The 17125-nt window shown below is 66.1% G+C and carries 16 protein-coding genes; 1 reads left to right on the forward strand and 15 read right to left on the reverse strand.

What is annotated here, in order from left to right; genetic code table 11:
* Window positions 1–5: 5 nt before the first annotated feature.
* From DKG75_RS04610 to proS, 3 genes are all read right to left on the reverse strand, one after another.
* Entirely contained in the window at window positions 6–686 is a 681-nt protein-coding gene (locus tag DKG75_RS04610; protein ID WP_109919875.1) for an ABC transporter ATP-binding protein, read from the reverse strand.
* Window positions 679–1920: a lipoprotein-releasing ABC transporter permease subunit gene (locus DKG75_RS04615; protein ID WP_109919876.1), complete on the reverse strand. Its 1242-nt coding sequence runs from the start codon at window positions 1918–1920 to the stop codon at window positions 679–681. The genes DKG75_RS04610 and DKG75_RS04615 overlap by 8 nt, the downstream gene beginning before the upstream one ends.
* 151 nt (window positions 1921–2071) lie before the next feature.
* On the reverse strand, window positions 2072–3388 hold the full coding sequence (gene proS / locus DKG75_RS04620) for a proline--tRNA ligase (RefSeq protein ID WP_109919877.1): 1317 nt from the start codon (window positions 3386–3388) through the stop codon (window positions 2072–2074).
* Window positions 3389–4108: 720 nt separating this feature from the next.
* Between proS and DKG75_RS04625 the strand changes: the two genes are divergently transcribed.
* Window positions 4109–4444: a hypothetical protein gene (locus DKG75_RS04625; RefSeq protein WP_109919878.1), complete on the forward strand. Its 336-nt coding sequence runs from the start codon at window positions 4109–4111 to the stop codon at window positions 4442–4444.
* Between the two features lie 63 nt (window positions 4445–4507).
* On the opposite strand, the gene DKG75_RS04630 is transcribed toward DKG75_RS04625, so the two are convergent.
* From DKG75_RS04630 to nuoG, 12 genes are all read right to left on the reverse strand, one after another.
* The gene (locus tag DKG75_RS04630; RefSeq protein ID WP_109919879.1) at window positions 4508–4768 is read right to left on the reverse strand and encodes a DUF1467 family protein; all 261 of its coding nucleotides are present in this window, start codon (window positions 4766–4768) and stop codon (window positions 4508–4510) included.
* A 207-nt stretch (window positions 4769–4975) separates the two neighbouring features.
* Window positions 4976–6670 carry a ribonuclease J gene (locus DKG75_RS04635; protein WP_341809833.1) on the reverse strand — a complete coding sequence of 565 codons (1695 nt, stop codon included), beginning with the start codon at window positions 6668–6670 and terminating at the stop codon, window positions 4976–4978.
* A complete protein-coding gene (locus tag DKG75_RS04640; RefSeq protein ID WP_109919880.1) occupies window positions 6667–7461 on the reverse strand; it encodes a biotin--[acetyl-CoA-carboxylase] ligase in 795 nt (264 codons plus the stop codon). Before DKG75_RS04640 ends, DKG75_RS04635 begins: the two co-directional genes overlap by 4 nt.
* 3 nt (window positions 7462–7464) lie before the next feature.
* A complete protein-coding gene (gene nuoN, locus DKG75_RS04645) occupies window positions 7465–8916 on the reverse strand; it encodes an NADH-quinone oxidoreductase subunit NuoN (RefSeq protein ID WP_109919881.1) in 1452 nt (483 codons plus the stop codon).
* Entirely contained in the window at window positions 8916–10460 is a 1545-nt protein-coding gene (locus tag DKG75_RS04650) for an NADH-quinone oxidoreductase subunit M (RefSeq protein ID WP_109919882.1), read from the reverse strand. Before DKG75_RS04650 ends, nuoN begins: the two co-directional genes overlap by 1 nt.
* Entirely contained in the window at window positions 10457–12439 is a 1983-nt protein-coding gene (gene nuoL / locus DKG75_RS04655) for an NADH-quinone oxidoreductase subunit L (RefSeq protein WP_109919883.1), read from the reverse strand. The genes DKG75_RS04650 and nuoL overlap by 4 nt, the downstream gene beginning before the upstream one ends.
* Before the next feature lie 4 nt (window positions 12440–12443).
* Window positions 12444–12752, reverse strand: coding sequence for an NADH-quinone oxidoreductase subunit NuoK (nuoK, locus tag DKG75_RS04660; RefSeq protein ID WP_109919884.1), 309 nt, complete (start codon window positions 12750–12752; stop codon window positions 12444–12446).
* A gap of 3 nt (window positions 12753–12755) precedes the next feature.
* Entirely contained in the window at window positions 12756–13367 is a 612-nt protein-coding gene (locus DKG75_RS04665) for an NADH-quinone oxidoreductase subunit J (protein ID WP_109919885.1), read from the reverse strand.
* 10 nt (window positions 13368–13377) lie between these two features.
* Entirely contained in the window at window positions 13378–13866 is a 489-nt protein-coding gene (nuoI, locus tag DKG75_RS04670; RefSeq protein WP_109919886.1) for an NADH-quinone oxidoreductase subunit NuoI, read from the reverse strand.
* Window positions 13867–13877: 11 nt separating this feature from the next.
* Entirely contained in the window at window positions 13878–14882 is a 1005-nt protein-coding gene (gene nuoH, locus DKG75_RS04675; RefSeq protein WP_109919887.1) for an NADH-quinone oxidoreductase subunit NuoH, read from the reverse strand.
* A 21-nt stretch (window positions 14883–14903) separates the two neighbouring features.
* Entirely contained in the window at window positions 14904–15059 is a 156-nt protein-coding gene (locus tag DKG75_RS22905) for a hypothetical protein (protein WP_166646336.1), read from the reverse strand.
* The gene (gene nuoG, locus DKG75_RS04680; protein ID WP_109919888.1) at window positions 15052–17118 is read right to left on the reverse strand and encodes an NADH-quinone oxidoreductase subunit NuoG; all 2067 of its coding nucleotides are present in this window, start codon (window positions 17116–17118) and stop codon (window positions 15052–15054) included. Before nuoG ends, DKG75_RS22905 begins: the two co-directional genes overlap by 8 nt.
* Between the last annotated feature and the right edge of the window lie 7 nt (window positions 17119–17125).

Raw genomic sequence — 17125 nt, forward strand, 5'->3', positions numbered from 1 at the left:
GCCATTCAGGCCGGGATCAAACGCCCTTCGTGCATGGTGACCGTGCGGGTCATGCGCGCCGCCAGCGCCGGATTATGGGTGGCGATCAGGGCCGACAGGCCCTCGTCCCGGACCAGGTGCAGCAATTCCCCGAACACGAGATCGGCCGTGCGCTCGTCCAGATTGCCGGTCGGCTCGTCCGCCAGCAGGACCTTCGGCCGGTTGGCCAGGGCCCGGACGATGGCGACCCGCTGCTGTTCCCCGCCCGACAGTTTCGCCGGGCGATGCCCGGCCCGGGGCGACAGGCCGACCTTGGCCAGCAATTCGTCCGCCCGCTGCCGGGCCCGGCCCTTGCCCGTGCCCGCGATCAATTGCGGCATCATGACGTTTTCGAGCGCGGTGAATTCCGGCAGCAGGTGGTGAAACTGATAGACGAAACCGAGCCGGGACAGGCGCAGCCGCGTCCGCTCCTTGTCCGACAGGTCGCCGGCCGCGGTGCCGACGACGACGACCTTGCCCGCGGTCGGCCGTTCCAGCAGGCCGGCGATATGCAGCAAGGTCGACTTGCCGGTGCCGGACGGGCCGACCAGGGCGACGATCTCGCCCGGGTGCAGGGTGAGATCGACCCCGCGCAACACGTCCAGCCGCTCCGCCCCCTGGATGAAGGTGCGGGTGATGCCTTGAAGGTGCAGGCTCGGCTCACTCATGGCGCAGCGCCTCCACCGGGTCGAGCCGGGCCGCCCGCCACGAGGGATAGAGCGTGGCCAGGAACGACAGGGCGAAGCCCATGGCGACCACGGTCGCGACCTCGCCCACCTCCATCTTTGCCGGAATGCGCGACAGGAAATAGATCTCGTCCGGGAACAGCCGCGCCCCCGTCAGGCTTTGCAGGAACTGGCGGATCGCCTCGATATTGTCGCAGAACAGCACGCCGAGGGCGAAGCCGCCCAGCGTGCCGATGACGCCGATCGAGGCGCCGCAGATCAGGAACACGCGCATGATCGCGCCCCGTGTCGCCCCCATGGTGCGCAGGATGGCGATGCCCCTGCCCTTGTCCTTCACCAGCATGATCAGGGACGAGATGATATTGAAGGCGGCCACCACGATGATCAGGGTCAGGATCAGGAACATCACGTTGCGCTCGACCGCCAGCGCGCCGAAGAAGGTGGCGTTCAGCACCTGCCAGGTCACCGTCCGCAGGCCCGGCGCCAGCCCCTTGAGCTTCAGGGCGACGTCATTGGACAGGTCCGGGTTCCGCAGCATGACCTCGATCGCCGAAACCCCGGCCCCGGTGCGGAAGAAGGCGCGGGCATGGTCGATCGGCATGAAGACGAAGGTGCCGTCATATTCCGCCATGCCCAGGCTGAACAGGCCGACCACCCGGTAAGCCTTCATGCGCGGCGTGGTGCCGACCACGGTCGCGGTGCCGTTGGGCGACAGGATGGTCACCGTGTCGCCGACATTGACGCCCATGCGTTCGGCCATGCGGTTGCCGATCATCACCACGTCGTCGCCCTCGAAGTCGTCGATGGTGCCGGCGACGATATTGTCGGCGACCAGCGGCAGGCGCGCGAGATCGGCCTTGGACAGGCCGCGCACCAGGCCGCCGCCGGCCTGGCCCCGGGCCGTCACCATCACCTGCGCCTCGACCATGGGCATGGCCGAGACGACCTCGGGCAGGGTTTCGAACTTGAGCGCCAGCCCCTCGTAATCCATCACCGGCCCGACCTGGGACTGGACGATGACATGGCCGTTGATGCCCAGGATGCGGCCCATCAACTCGGCCCGGAAGCCGTTCATCACCGCCATCACGATGATCAGGGTGGCGACCCCGAGGCCGATCCCGAGCAGGGAGAACCAGGCGATGATCGAGATGAAGCCTTCCTGGCGCCTGGCCCGCAGGTAGCGCCCGGCCAGCATCCATTCGAAGCGACGGAACATGCCTTACTCCCTGTGCCCGTGTGGGATGGTATTCCCCTCACCCTAACCCTCTCCCTGCAAGCGGGGCGAGGGAACCGGCCCCGCGCTGCCCCACCTCCCTCGCCCCGCTTGCGGGGAGAGGCCCGGGGTGAGGGGCGCGAAGCGCAGCCGGTCAGCCGAGCGCCGCCGCCACCTGATCGATCGCCACTTCGCGCCGCTCGCCGGTCTTGCGGTTCTTGACCTCGACGATGCCGTTGGCAAGGCCGCGCGGCCCGACATGGACCTGCCAGGGCAGGCCGATCAGATCGGCGGTCGCGAACTTCGAGCCGGCGCGTTCCGCCGTATCGTCGTACAGCGTCTCGATCCCGGCGGCTTCGAGCTGGGCATAGAGCTTGTCGCAGGCCGCATCCACGGTGGCATCGCCCGACTTCAGGTTGATCAGGGCGACCTTGAAGGGGGCGACGCTTTCCGGCCAGATGATGCCGTTGTCGTCGTGGCTGGCCTCGATGATGGCGCCGATCAGGCGCGACACGCCGATGCCGTAGGAACCCATCTCCAGGTCCACCGGCTCGCCGTTCGGGCCGGCGACGACGGCGCCCATGGGCTTCGAATATTTCGTGCCGAAATAGAAGATATGGCCGACCTCGATGCCGCGCGCCGCGATCCGCTTTTCAGCCGGAACATCGGCCTCGAAGCGGGCTTCGTCGTGCTTCTCGTCGGTCGCGGCGTAAAGCCCGGTCCAGCGCTCGATGATCGGGCCAAGATCGCCCTCGAAATCGATCTCCTGGCCCAGGATGTCGTAGTCGACCAGGTCCCCATGGCAGAAGACGGCGCTTTCGCCGGTCTCGGCCAGGATGATGAATTCATGGCTCATGTCGCCGCCGATCGGGCCGGTGTCGGCCGCCATCGGGATCGCCTTCAGGCCCAGGCGGGCATAGGTGCGCAGATAGGCGACGAACATCTTCTCATAGGCCTTGCGGGCGCCGGCCTTGTCGATGTCGAAGGAATAGGCGTCCTTCATCAGGAATTCGCGGCCGCGCATCACGCCGAAGCGGGGGCGCACCTCGTCGCGGAACTTCCACTGGATGTGATAGAGGTTCCGCGGCAGGTCGCGGTAGGACTTGATGCTGTCGCGGACGATCGCGGTGATCAGTTCCTCGTTGGTCGGGCCGTAGAGCATCTCGCGCTCGTGGCGGTCGGTGATGCGCAGCATCTCCTTGCCATAGGCATCATAGCGGCCCGATTCCCGCCACAGGTCGGCCGACTGGATGGTCGGCATCAGCAGTTCGATGGCGCCGGCCCGGTTCTGCTCCTCGCGCACGATGCGCTCGATATTGCGCAGCACCTTGAGCCCCAGCGGCAGCCAGGAATAGATGCCGGCGGCCGACTGGCGCACCAGTCCGGCGCGCAGCATCAGGCGGTGGGAGACGATCTGGGCCTCGGCCGGGTTTTCCCGGAGCGTGGGCAGGAAATAGCGGGACAGACGCATGGCGGATTTCTCGTTGATCAGGCGGCGAAGGTAGGGAAAACGGCGCGGTCGCGCAATCGCCTGACCGTGGAAATCATGCCGTGCCAATGCCGGCCCCTGCCCCCGCGGCGAATCGCCTCTCCCTAGACTTTAGTATGAGGCCAACAGTATATATTCGGACACTCGTCCAGATTCTGCCCTCCCTTTAGCCTCTTTAAGGGGCATGTTGCACTTTTTCGGAGCATCCATGACGAAAGCGCGTGACTCCCATGCGGGAGTTGAGTAGCATCCCTGTCACCAAAGAGGGGGTCGATAGACCCGCCCAAGTTTAGGGAGGAAGCGCCTTCGGGCATCAAGGCCAGCCATAATGGCCAACCGAAAGTGCGACTGTGCAGCGTTGTGCAAGGCCCTACGGGGCCTTGTGCCTTTTCTGGCCCCTGCCGTCACGAGCGCTGCCCCCGATTCCCCCTCATGCTCCTGTTTTCTCCGCCATCGGCCCCTCACGACCGCCGGCACGCGGCCCCATGCATATATTGCACCGCGCAATAGCAAGGTTTTTTGCAGTATTCAGCACCATTCTCGGCGCTTGAATTTTAATCCCGAAAAAATGCGCCGAATTGATCCGAGTGAACTACTTCATATTTACGGCTTTATATTTTGCGGCAATTTTAGGGCGTGCAGGATGCACATCTGCGGATCGCCATCGTGGGATCCGAGAGAGAAATCGGAAAAGAGAAGAAAATGCGTCTATCCACCATCCTCCGGGGCGGAATAGTCGTTGCTTGCACTGCCTTCGCCAGCGGAACCGCGCTGGCCGAGGATCTGGCCTTCACGCTGAAGAATGCGACCGGCGTGGCGGTGACCGAATTCTATCTCTCGCCCAGCAACGTCAACAATTGGGAAGAGAATCTCCTGGGCAACGATACGCTGTCGGCCGGCGACAGCATCCAGGTCACCGTCGCCGACGGCCGGGCGACCTGCGTCTATGACATCAAGACCGTCTTCAAGGACGGCTCCAACGTCGACGACCGCGCGATCAATCTGTGCGAACTGGGCAGCTACACGGTTCACGAATAAGCATGCAGGGGGCGCGCCGCCGGGACGTGGCGGCGCGCTTCCGCCGGGGGCCCGGCGGCCGCCTCAGTTCGCCTCGATGAAGGCGCGGAAGCCCACGAGGTCGTATTCGACCACCACCGAGAAGACCGCCAGCAGAACCAGGGTGATCCCGGTCGTGATCAGGGCCTTCAGCCCCAGGCGCGGGGTATGGGGAATCCCCCCGGGAACGCCGGTCACGCGCTCGACCCGGTCTTCCTCGTGGCTGCGCACGCCCCAGGGCAGGACGGCAAAGAACACCAGCCACCAGGTGATCGAGAAAAAGACGATACCGCCGATGATGGTCATGCTGCTGTCACCGCCATTGATGAGGACGGCCGCACGTTAGAGCATCTTCAGGCGAAGTGGAAACCGGTTCGCCGTCTGAAGATGCGTAAAATCAAAGCAGTAGAGCGTGTTCGGAATGACGGTCATTCCGAACACGCTCTAGGCATTCCGGCCGCCGCGGGCAAGCCGCGCGGTCCTGAGGCATTCCGCCGCCGCCTCTCATGGCTGTCAGCCCCGCAGGCGGATGACCTGAACATCGGTGACCGGCTTCCGGCCGGTCAGGCGGTGGGCGGCTTTCCGCGCGGCCATGCGCGCGGCTTCGGCCATGGTGTCGGCATCGGCGCCCTTGCCGCGCGGCAGGGCGGCGGCGACCGCCTCGGCGATCTCCTCGGCCAGATCGGCCTCCTCGTCCTCGGCCAGGCCGGCGAGAACGACCTCCGGATCCGCCGCCGGCTTGCCCTTGGCGTCGAGCACCAGGGTGACGACGACATGGCCGGCGAAGCTGATCTTCCGCCGCGCGACGATGGCCGGATCGTCGATGGCGACGATGATCTCGCCGTCGATGGCGAGACGGCCCGATTCCACCTCGCCGATGATCTGGGGCTCGCCCGGGGCGAGGCGCAGCACGTCGCCATTGGCGATCACCGGGGCATGGCGGACCTGAAGGCTGCGGGCGAAGGCCGCGTGTTCGACCAGGTGGCGGGCTTCGCCATGGACCGGGACCGCGATCTCCGGCCGCACCCAGCCGTACATTTCGGCCAGTTCATCCCGGTTGGGATGGCCCGAGACATGGATGAAATTGCCCTTTTCCGTGATCACCCGAACCCCGGCCCGGGCCAGGAGGTTGTGGACCTCGCCCAGGGCCAGTTCGTTGCCCGGAATGATCTTGGACGAGAAGATCGCCGTATCCCCCTGCCCCAGCGCGATGTGCCGGTGCTCGCCCCGGGCGATGCGGGCGGTGGCGCCCCGCGGCTCGCCCTGGCTGCCGGTGCAGAGGTAGAGCACCTTGTCCTTCGGCAGGTATCCCGCCTCGTCCTCGTCCAGGACGGGGGGCAGGTCCAGGAGATAGCCGGTTTCCTTCGCCGCCTCGACCACCCGGTGCATGGAGCGCCCGACCAGCACCAGATGGCGGTCGGCGGCGGCGGCGGCGACCCCGATCGAGGCGATGCGCGCGACATTGGAGGCGAAGGTGGTGACCGCCACCCGCCCGGTCAGCGGGCGGATCATCTCGATCAGGCTGTCCCTGACCGCCGCTTCCGAGCCCGAGGTGCCGGGCGAGAACACATTGGTCGAATCGCAGACCATGGCCAGGACGCCGCCGGTGCCCAGTTCCTCCAGCCGCCGGGCATCCGCCGTCGGGCCGACCAGGGGTTCGGGGTCCAGTTTCCAGTCGCCGGTATGAAGCACGGTGCCGAGGCTCGTGGTGATCGCCACCGCATTCGGTTCGGGAATCGAATGGGTCAGGGTCACCAGTTCGCAGGCGAAGGGGCCAAGCTCGACCCGCCCGTTCATGGGCAGGATGTTCAGTTCCGCTTCCCGTTCGAGCCCCACTTCCTTCAGCTTGCGCCGCACCAGGGCGGCGGTGAAGGGGGTGGCATAGATCGGGCAGCGCAGCCGGTCCCAGAGATAGGGTACGGCGCCGATATGATCCTCATGGGCATGGGTCAGCACCAGGGCGATCAGATCCTCGCGCCGCTCCTCGATGAAGGCGGGATCGGGCAGGACCAGGTCGATGCCCGGCAGGCGCTCGTCAGCGAAGGTGACGCCGAGATCCAGCATCAGCCATTTGCCGGCATGGCCGTAGAGGTTCAGGTTCATGCCGATCTCGCCCGAACCGCCCAGCGGCACGAACAGCAATTCGTCCGCCCGGGGGCGGCGGTCGAACAATCGGGGCGCGGCGGCAGCGGGGGGACGGCGGCTCAACGGCCTGCCCCTTCGGTGCCGGGCAGGAAGACGTCGCCCGCCGTCACCGCCCGCACCGCGCCGCTGTCGAGGCGCAGGTCGAGGGCGCCATCCAGGCGAAGGCCCGAGAACACGCCCTCCAGCGTCTCATGGGCGAGGCGGACGGTGATGCGCTCGCCGAGGCCGGCAGCACGGGCCGCCCAGGCATCGCGAATGCCGGCGAACCCTTCCCGTTCCCAGACCGTGATCCAATGGGACAGGCGGGGCAGAAAGGCCGCGATCAGGTCGAGGGGGGCAACGGCCCGCCCCAGGGTCGCGGCGACCGAGGTCGCCGGATAGGGCGTTTCCGCCGGGAAGGCCGCCAGGTTGACGCCGATGCCGATGACCAGGAATTCGAGCCCGCCGTCGCGGCCGGTCGCCGATTCCAGCAGGATGCCGGCCACCTTGGCCCCGTCGAGCAGGAGATCGTTCGGCCATTTCAGCTGAAAGCGCGGACCGAGCCCGGTCGCCGCCGACAGGGCGTCATGGGCGGCAAGCGCGGTCGCGAAGGACAGTTCGGCTGCCCGCGCCGGCCCCACCGCCGGCCGCAGCAGGCAGCTGAGGAACAGGTTGCCCTCGCCCGAGACCCAGGCGCGGCCGCGGCGGCCGCGGCCGGCATGCTGGCGGTCGGCGTAGAGGGCGAGGTCGCCCTCGTCGCCCTGCTGGGCCCGGCGGCGCGCCTCCTCGTTCGTCGAGTCGAGCTCGGGGAAGTGGAGAACGCGCCAGCCGGCGATCGCGGGTCGTTCGAACCCTGGGTACAGCGTCTCTGCCATCCGTCAGGGCACGAGCGTCTTGGCGGCGACACCGGCCGCCGCCACCAGGGGCGCCGGCGCGATGAAGTAGAGCAGCGTCAGCGCGCCGCTGACCGTGACCACCAGGCGCGAGGCGAGCGGCAGCGGGGTTTCGAGCGCGCCGGCCGGCGCATCGAAATACATGATCTTCACGACCCGGAGGTAGTAGAAGGCCGAGACGGCGCTGGCCAGCATACCGATCACCGAGACGACATAGAGCCCCTGCTCGATCGCCGCGATGAAGACATAGAATTTCGCGAAGAAGCCGGCCAGCGGCGGCACGCCCGCCAACGAGAACATGAAGGCGGCCATGACGAAGGCGAGCCACGGATGGCTGCGGCCGAGGCCGGCGAAATCGGCGATCGTCTCTACCGGCTTGCCGTCTTTCCGCATCAGCAGGATGACGCCGAAGGTGCCGACCGTCATGACGAGATAGATCGCCATATAGATCAGCACGCCGCGGATCCCCTGCTCGCCCCCGGCGGCCAGCCCGACCAGGGCATAGCCGACGTGGCCGATGGAGGAATAGGCCAGCAGGCGCTTGATATTGCTCTGGCCGATCGCCGCGAAGGCGCCGAGCAGCATGGACGCCACCGCGACGAAGACGATGATCTGCTGCCATTGCCCCGCGATCTCGCCGAAGGGCGAGACCAGGGTGCGCAGGAACAGGGCCATAGCCGCCACCTTGGGCGCCGCCGCGAAAAAGGCGGTGACCGGGGTCGGCGAGCCTTCGTAGACGTCCGGCGTCCACATGTGGAAGGGCACGGCCGAAACCTTGAAGGCCAGGCCGGCGACCAGGAAGACGATGCCGACGATCAGGCCGATCGAGGCGCCCTTGTCGCCGAGCGCCGCGATGCCCTTGGCGAGATCGGCGAAATTGGTCGTGCCCGAGAAGCCGTAGATCAGCGAGCAGCCATAGAGCAGCATGCCCGACGACAGCGCGCCGAGGACGAAATACTTGAGCCCCGCCTCGGTCGACCTGGCATCGTCGCGCAGGAAGGCGGCGAGCACGTAAAGCGCCAGCGATTGCAACTCCAGCCCGACATAGAGCGTGATCAGGTCGTTGGCCGAAATCATCAGCAGCATGCCGAGGGTGGCCAGCAGCACCAGCACCGGATACTCGAACTGGTCGGAGCCGGCGCGGCGGAAGAAATCCACCGACATCGGCACGGCGACCAGGGCGCCGATCAGCACCAGGACCTTCATGAAGCGGCCGAACCCGTCGACCACGACCATGTCGTTGAAGCCCAATTGCTTGGGGCCGCCGCCGCAGAGCGTCAGCACCAGGACCGCGACCAGCAGGGCGAAGGCCCCGAAACGCACCAGGGCGGCACTGCCCTCGCCCCGATAGGCCCCGACGAGCAGCAGCGCCAGCGCGCCGCCGGCCAGGAGGAGTTCGGGCAGGATCAGCAGGAGATCCGTCGACAGCGTCGTCATCAGTGGGTCTTCCCCGCTTCCGGCGCGGCGGCGGGCGTGGCCGCCGCATTGGCCGCGATCTTGGTACGGATTTGCGTGACGAGGTTCTGCACCGAGGCATCGGTCGCCGCCGTGAAGTAGGTCGGATAGATGCCGATCCACAGCGCGGTGACCATCAGGGGCAGGAAGGTCGCCTTCTCACGCCAGTTCAGGTCTTCCATATCCTGGAGGTCGGCATGGACCAGTTCCCCGAACACCACCCGGCGGTAGAGGTGCAGCGAATAGGCCGCCCCCAGCACCAGCCCGGTCGCCGCGAAGAAGGTCGCGATCGTGCTCGCCTTGAAGGTGCCGGTCAGGATCAGGAATTCGCCGACGAAGCCGGAGGTTCCGGGCAGGCCCACCGTCGCCATGGTGAAGAGCATGAAGACGAAGGCATAGACCGGCATGCGGTTCACGAGGCCGCCGTAGCGCGCGATCTCGCGGGTGTGCAGGCGGTCGTAGACGACGCCGACGCAAAGGAACAGCGCGCCCGAGACGATACCGTGGCTGACCATCTGGATGATCGCGCCCTGCAGGCCCTGCTCGGTGAAGGAGAAGGTGCCGAGGGTGATGAAGCCCATATGCGCGACCGACGAATAGGCGATCAGCTTTTTCATATCCTCCTGCACCAGGGCGACCAGGGAGGTGTAGATCACTGCCACGATCGACAGGGTGAACATCAGGGGCGCGAAATATTCCGAGGCATCGGGGAACAGCGGCAGCGAGAAGCGGATGAAGCCGTAGCCGCCCATCTTCAGCATGACGCCGGCCAGGATCACCGAGCCCGCCGTCGGCGCCTCGACGTGGGCATCCGGCAGCCAGGTATGTACCGGCCACATCGGCACCTTCACCGCGAAGGAGGCGAAGAAGGCCAGCCACAGCCAGAACTGCATGTCGACCGGGAAATTATACTTGAACAGTTCGACGACGTCGGTCGTCCCCGCGGTCAGGTAGATGGCGATGATCGCCAGCAGCATCAGCAGCGACCCGACCAGGGTGTAGAGGAAGAACTTGAAGGTCGCGTAGATCCGCCGCGGCCCGCCCCAGATGCCGATGATCAGGAACATCGGAATGAGGCCGGCCTCGAAGAAGAGATAGAAGAGCACCAGGTCCAGGGCGCAGAAGACGCCGATCATCAGCGTCTCGAGGACCAGGAAGGCGACCATATATTCCCGGACCCGCGTGTGGATCACGTCGGAGGCGAGAATGCACAGCGGCATCAGGAAGGTGGTCAGGATGACGAAGAGGATCGAGATCCCGTCGACACCCATGTGATAGGTGATCGTATCGCCGATCCAGGCCGTCTTCTCGACGTATTGGAAGTCGGCGGTCGCATTGTTGAAGCCCGCCCAGATGATGAGCGAGACGAGGAAGGTGACCACCGTCGTGATCAGGGCGATCCGACGAATGTTCTTCTCGACCGCCTCGCCCTCGCCCCGCGTCAGCAGGATCAGCAGGGCACCGACGAGCGGCAGGAAGGTGGTGACCGAGAGTATCGGCCACCCTTGGGCCAGGTCCGCGATCATGGCGTCACGCCCATCCGATAGACATACCAGGTAACGAGGAGCGCCACGCCAATCAGCATGGCGAAGGCGTAGTGATAGACGAAGCCGGATTGCAGCTTCGCCGCGCGCCGCGCGATGTCGAGCACGCGGGCGGAAATGCCGTTGGGCCCGAGGCCGTCGATGACGGCGCCGTCGCCCTGCTTCCAGAAGACCCGGCCGAACAGGCGCGCACCCTTGACGAATAGCAGGTCATAGAGTTCGTCGAAGTACCACTTGTTCAGCAGGAAGGCATAGGCCTCCCGGTGGGTCTTGGCCAGCTGGTCCGGCCATTTCGGCTTCAGGATGTAGAAGACCCAGGCGACGAAGATCCCGCCCGCGGTCACGATCAGCGGCAGCAGCTTCACCCAGCCGGGGACATGGTGCGCGTGCTCGATCACCTTGTTGGCCTCGGCGACGAAGATCGCCCCGCCCCAGAAGGCTTCGCGATGCTCGCCGACGAAACTGTCGTAGAACCAGAAGCCCGAGAACACGGCGCCCACCGCCAGCAGGGCCAGCGGGATGGTCATCGCCAGCGGGCTTTCGTGCGGGGTATGGGCGTGACCATGGCCATGGCCGTGGTCGTCATGGCCGTGGCCGTGACCATGGCCGCCCCAGCGCTTCTCGCCGTGGAAGGTGAGGAACAGCAGGCGCCACGAGTAGAAGGCGGTGAAGGACGCCGCGATGATGCCCAGCCAGAAGGCATAGGTGCCGACCCCGGAATGCGCCGCGTAAGCCACTTCGAGGACCATGTCCTTGGAGTAGAAGCCCGCGAAGAAGGGCACGCCGGCCAGGGCCAGATTGCCGATCCACATCATCGCATAGGTGAACTTGATGTACTTCCAGGTCCCGCCCATGTTCCGCATGTCCTGCTCGTGGTGCATCGCATGGATGACCGAGCCGGCGCCGAGGAACAGCAGGGCCTTGAAGAAGGCATGGGTGAAGAGGTGGAACACCGCCGCCTCATAGGCGCCGACCCCCGCCGCGAAGAACATGTAGCCGAGCTGCGAGCAGGTCGAATAGGCGATCACCCGCTTGATGTCGTTCTGGACGAGGCCGACCGTCGCCGCGAAGAAGGCGGTGGTGGCCCCGACCACGGTGACGACCGCGAGCGCCGAGGGCGCGAACTCGAACAGCGGCGACGCCCGCGCGACCAGGAACACGCCGGCGGTGACCATGGTCGCCGCGTGGATCAGGGCCGAGACCGGGGTCGGGCCTTCCATCGCGTCCGGCAGCCAGGTGTGGAGGCCGAGCTGCGCCGACTTGCCCATGCAGCCGACGAAGAGCAGCAGGCAGATCGTCGTCATGATGTCGACGTCGTAGCCGAGGAAGTTGAAGGTCTGCCCGGCCTTGCCCGCCGCCGCCGCGAAGACGGTGTCGAAGGAAACCGAGTTGAAGACCAGGAAGATGGCGAAGATGCCGAGCGCGAAGCCGAAGTCGCCCACCCGGTTGACGACGAAGGCCTTGATCGCCGCCGCATTGGCCGAGGGCTTCTTGTACCAGAAGCCGATCAGCAGGTAGGACGCGAGCCCGACGCCTTCCCAGCCGAAGAAGACCTGGAGGAAATTGTCCGCCGTCACCAGCATCAGCATGGCGAAGGTGAACAGCGACAGATAGGCGTGGAAGCGCGGGATATGCGGATCCTCGGCCATATAGCCGACCGAGTAGATATGGACCAGCGAGGACACGCTGGTGACCACCACCAGCATGACCGCGGTCAGCGTATCGACCCGGAACGCCCAGTCGACCTCGAAGGCGCCGGACAGCACCCAGGTCATCAGCCGCATCTTATAGGCGCCGCCCTCATGGCCGGTGACCTGGAAGAAGGTCACCCACGAGAGGACGGCCGCGACGACCAGCAGGGTCGAGGTGACGATCTGCGCCCCCCGCGCCCCGATCAGCCGCCCGAAGAAGCCGGCGATGACGGCCCCGAGCAGCGGCAGAAATACAATGGCCGCGATCATGCCGTCAGCCCTTCATGAGGTTGATATCCTCAACCGCGATGCTGCCGCGGTTGCGGATATAGATGACGAGGATGGCCAGACCGATCGCCGCCTCGCCGGCGGCAACGGTCAGGATGAGGAGCGCGAAGACCTGACCGGCCAGATCGTGCAGGAAGCTGGAGAAGGCGACCAGGTTCAGGTTCACCGCCAGCAGGATCAGCTCGATCGACATCAGGATGATGATGACGTTCTTCCGGTTGAGGAAGATGCCGAAGACGCCGATCACGAACAGGATGGCGGCGACGGTCAGATAATGGCCAAGCCCGATATCCATGGCTCAGATCCCCTGCCCCGGCTTCACTTGCTTGACCTCGACCGCGGTTTCCATGGTGCGGGTCACCTGGCGCGCGATCACCTGGCGCTTCACCCCCGGGCGGTGGCGCAGCGTCAGCACGATGGCCCCGATCATGGCGACCAACAGGATGAGGCCGGCCGCCTGGAACGGAAGCAGATACTGCGTGTACATGATGCGGCCGATGGCATCCGTATTGGTGACCGCGGCCACGTCCGGCGCCCGGGCGGCGGCGAGTTCGCCCGCCGTCGGCAGCACGGACCAGGAGCCGAGCACCAGGAGCAGTTCGACCAGCAGGATGAGGCCGATCACCCCGCCCACCGGCAGATATTGCAGGAAGCCCTGGCGCAACTCGGTGAAGTTCACGTCCAGCATCATGACGACGAAGAGGAACAGCACCGCCACCGCGCCGACATAGACGATCACCAGGATCATCGACAGGAACTCGGCCCCGAGCAGCAGGAAGAGCCCGGCCGCATTGAAGAAGGCCAGGATCAGGAACAGCACCGAATGCACCGGGTTGCGCGCCGAGATGACCATCACGGCCGACGCCACGGTGATGGCGGCGAAGAGATAGAAGACGAGGGAAGCGATCACGGTGCCCTCCTCACCGGTAGGGCGCGTCGGCGGCGATATTCGCCGCGATCTCGCGCTCCCACCGCTCGCCGTTCGCGAGCAGCTTGTCCTTGTTGTACATCAGCTCCTCGCGGGTTTCGGTCGCGAACTCGAAGTTCGGGCCCTCGACGATGGCATCGACCGGGCAGGCTTCCTGGCAGAAGCCGCAGTAGATGCATTTCGTCATGTCGATGTCGTAGCGCGTGGTGCGGCGGCTGCCGTCGTCGCGCGGTTCGGCCTCGATGGTGATGGCCTGGGCCGGGCAGATCGCCTCGCACAGCTTGCAGGCGATGCAGCGCTCTTCCCCGTTGGGATAGCGTCGCAGCGCATGCTCGCCCCGGAACCGGGGGCTGAGGCGGCCCTTCTCGTAAGGGTAATTGATCGTCGCTTTCTTCTTGAAGGAATAGCTGAAGGTCAGCAGCATCCCCTTGACCAGTTCGGTCAGCAGGAAGGCGCGGGCGGTACGGTCGAGAAATGCCATGACGTCTCTCCTCAGCCCTTCACCGGCAGCCAGCCGAAGGTGACCAGCACGCCCGCGGTCAAGACCAGCCAGAACAGCGAGAACGGCAGGAACACTTTCCAGCCCAGCCGCATCAGCTGGTCGTAGCGATAGCGCGGCACGGTCGCCTTCACCCAGCAGAAGGTGAAGAGGACGACGAAGGTCTTCGCGAAGAACCAGAGCGGCCCCGGGATCCAGTCGAGCAACCCGAACAGCGAAATCGGCTGCCACCCGCCCAGGAACAGGATGGCGGTCATGGCGCTCATCAGGATCATGTTGCCGTATTCGCCCAGCATGAAGAGGGCGAAGGCCAGCGACGAATATTCGATCTGGAAGCCGGCCACCAGTTCCGATTCCGCTTCCGGCAGGTCGAAAGGCGGGCGGTTGGTTTCGGCCAGCGCCGAGATGAAGAAGACCACGAACATCGGCAGCAGCGGGATCGCGAACCAGATGTGTTCCTGGGCCTTCACGATGTCGTTGAGGTTCAGCGAGCCGACGCAGAGCAGCACGGTGACGATGACGAAGCCGATCGAGACTTCGTAGGACACCATCTGCGCCGCCGAGCGCAGCCCGCCGAGGAAGGGATACTTCGAGTTCGACGCCCAGCCGCCCATGATGATGCCATAGACGCCGAGCGACGAGATCGCGAAGAGGTAAAGGATGCCGACATTGATGTCGGCCAGCACGATGCCGTCGCCGAAGGGGATCACCGCCCAGGCGATCAGCGCCAGGGTGAAGGTGATCACCGGCGCCAGCAGGAACACGCCCTTGTTGGCGCCCGCCGGGATGATGGTTTCCTTGAAGGCCAGCTTCACGCCGTCGGCGAAGGGTTGCAGCAGGCCGAAGGGCCCGACCACATTCGGCCCCTTGCGCAGCTGCATCATGGCCCAGACCTTGCGGTCCAGCAAGGTGGTGAAGGCGACCGCCAGCAGCAGCGGCAGCACGATCGCGAAGATCTTCGCGAGGATGATCAGGAATTCGAGGAGCATTTCGCTCATGACATCCGCCTCGGCAACAGATCAGGCGCCGCGGGCGGCAAGGTAGGGCGACATTTCGCGCCATACCAGGGCCGCCACCGCGACGATGGCCGCAAGGACGAGCGGCATGACGACGCCCGCCACCTCGGCGGAAAGAGCGATCAAGGGCAGGACCGCCTCGGCAAAGAGATTAACCATGAGTCCCCGTCGCCCCGTGGCTGTGGCCGCAACCGCAGGCCTGTTCCTGTTTGACCGCCACGCATTCGGCCATGGTGGCCGAGGCGCGGGCGATCGGGTTGGTCAGGTAGAAATTCTCCACCGCATAGTCGAAGGGCGCGGCTTCGACCCCGCCCTCGGCCCCGAAGGGCGCCCAGCCGGCCGGGGCGATCTCGTCGAGACGGCCGAGGTGCGGCACTTGTTCGGCGATCCTGGCGCGAAGCTGGTTCAGGCTGTCGTAAGGCAGCTTCCGGCCGACCCGTTCCGAGAAGGCGCGGATGATCGCCCAGTCCTCGCGCGCGTCGCCCGGCGGGAACACGGCCCGGCGGGTGCGCTGCACCCGGCCTTCGGTGTTCACATAGGTGCCGCTCTTTTCCGTATAGGCCGCCCCCGGCAGAATGACGTCGGCGACATGGGCGCCGGCATCGCCGTGGCTGCCCTGATAGACGACGAAGGGCGCCTTCAGGTCGGTGGTGTCGATGCCGTCGGCGCCCAGCAGCCAGACGAAATCCGCCTTGCCCGCGATCACCGCTTCCGCATCGAGCCCGCCCTCGCCCGGCACGAAGCCGAGGTCGAGCGCGCCGACCCGCGACGCCGCCGTGTGCAGGACGTTGAAGCCGTTCCAGCCCTCGGCGACGACACCCGTCGCCTCGGCCAGCTTGCGGGCCAGGCCCAGGATCACCGCGCCGTCGGCGCGCGCCAGCGCGCCCTGGCCGATGATGATGGCCGGGGCCTTGGCCGCCTTCAGCACCTCGGCGAAGCCCTCGCCCGCCACCAGCTTTTCCAGCGCCTCCGCCCCCTCGCCCAGCCATTGGGCGCGGTAGGTCAGGTCCACCTTCCGGCCGATCGCCGCGATCTTGAAGCCGCCGCGCAGGTAACGCTTGCGGATACGGGCGTTCAGCACCGCCGCCTCGGTCGAGGGATCGGTGCCGATCAGCAGCAGGGCATCCGCCTGCTCGATCCCGGCAATGGTCGAGTTGAAGAGATAGGAGGCGCGGACCGAGGCGTCGAGCTTGGCGCCGTCGAGGCGGCAATCCACGCTCTTCGCCCCGATGGCCTCGAAGAGGTCCTTCAGCGCCTTGATGCTTTCAAGATCGGCGAGGTCACCCGCCAGCGCCGCGACCTTGTCGGCCGGGGTGGTCGAAAGGGCGGCGCCGATGGCGGCGAAAGCCTCGTCCCAGGTCGCGGGCTGGAGCTTACCGTTGACCCGGACATAGGGCCGGTCCAGCCGGCGCTTGGCCAGGCCGTCGACCGCGAAGCGGGTCTTGTCCGAGATCCATTCCTCGTTCACCTCGTCGTTGAGGCGGGGCAGGATGCGGAGCACGCCGGCGCCGCGGGCATCGACCCGGATGGCCGAGCCGAGCGCGTCATGGACGTCGATGCTCTCGGTCTTCTTCAGTTCCCAGGGCCGGGCCGCGAAGGCATAGGGCTTCGAGGTCAGGGCGCCCACGGGGCAGAGGTCGATCACATTGCCCGAGAGGTTGGAGGTCACCGCCTGGTTGAGATAGGTGGTGATTTCCATGGTCTCGCCGCGGCCGACGGCGCCAATTTCCTCGACGCCCGAAACCTCGGTCGCGAAACGGACGCAGCGGGTGCACTGGATGCACCGCGTCATGGTCGTCTTGATCAGCGGGCCCATGTTCTTTTCGGGAACGGCGCGCTTGTTTTCCTTGTAGCGGCTATGGTCGAAGCCATAGGCCATGGCCTGATCCTGCAGGTCGCATTCGCCGCCCTGGTCGCAGATCGGGCAGTCGAGCGGATGGTTGATCAGCAGGAATTCCATCACGCCCCGGCGCGCCTTGCGCACCAGGGGGGTGTTGGTCTTGATCACCATGCCGTCCGCCGCCGGCATGGCGCAGGAGGCGACGGGCTTCGGCGCCTTTTCCTGTTCGACCAGGCACATGCGGCAATTGCCGGCGATCGACAGGCGCTCGTGATAGCAGAAGCGCGGAATCTCGGCACCCGCCGCCTCGCAAGCCTGGAGGACGTTGGCACCGGCCGGGACTTCGACGGTCTTGCCGTCAACGGTCAAGGTGGGCATCGGTTCA

Origin of the sequence: Zavarzinia compransoris (genome assembly GCF_003173055.1) — a bacterium.
GTDB classification, from domain to species: Bacteria; Pseudomonadota; Alphaproteobacteria; order Zavarziniales; family Zavarziniaceae; genus Zavarzinia; species Zavarzinia compransoris.

Bases quoted from the DNA above. Each gene is read 5' to 3' on its own strand.
- DKG75_RS04610 (WP_109919875.1), bottom strand. From the start codon at position 686: ATGAGTGAGCCGAGCCTGCACCTTCAAGGCATCACCCGCACCTTCATC.
- DKG75_RS22905 (WP_166646336.1), bottom strand. From the start codon at position 15,059: ATGGTTAATCTCTTTGCCGAGGCGGTCCTGCCCTTGATCGCTCTTTCC.
- DKG75_RS04650 (WP_109919882.1), bottom strand. From the start codon at position 10,460: ATGATCGCGGACCTGGCCCAAGGGTGGCCGATACTCTCGGTCACCACC.
- DKG75_RS04640 (WP_109919880.1), bottom strand. From the start codon at position 7,461: ATGGCAGAGACGCTGTACCCAGGGTTCGAACGACCCGCGATCGCCGGC.
- nuoH (WP_109919887.1), bottom strand. From the start codon at position 14,882: ATGAGCGAAATGCTCCTCGAATTCCTGATCATCCTCGCGAAGATCTTC.
- nuoG (WP_109919888.1), bottom strand. From the start codon at position 17,118: ATGCCCACCTTGACCGTTGACGGCAAGACCGTCGAAGTCCCGGCCGGT.
- DKG75_RS04615 (WP_109919876.1), bottom strand. From the start codon at position 1,920: ATGTTCCGTCGCTTCGAATGGATGCTGGCCGGGCGCTACCTGCGGGCC.
- nuoL (WP_109919883.1), bottom strand. From the start codon at position 12,439: ATGATCGCGGCCATTGTATTTCTGCCGCTGCTCGGGGCCGTCATCGCC.
- DKG75_RS04625 (WP_109919878.1), top strand. From the start codon at position 4,109: ATGCGTCTATCCACCATCCTCCGGGGCGGAATAGTCGTTGCTTGCACT.
- DKG75_RS04630 (WP_109919879.1), bottom strand. From the start codon at position 4,768: ATGACCATCATCGGCGGTATCGTCTTTTTCTCGATCACCTGGTGGCTG.
- nuoI (WP_109919886.1), bottom strand. From the start codon at position 13,866: ATGGCATTTCTCGACCGTACCGCCCGCGCCTTCCTGCTGACCGAACTG.
- nuoK (WP_109919884.1), bottom strand. From the start codon at position 12,752: ATGGATATCGGGCTTGGCCATTATCTGACCGTCGCCGCCATCCTGTTC.
- nuoN (WP_109919881.1), bottom strand. From the start codon at position 8,916: ATGACGACGCTGTCGACGGATCTCCTGCTGATCCTGCCCGAACTCCTC.
- proS (WP_109919877.1), bottom strand. From the start codon at position 3,388: ATGCGTCTGTCCCGCTATTTCCTGCCCACGCTCCGGGAAAACCCGGCC.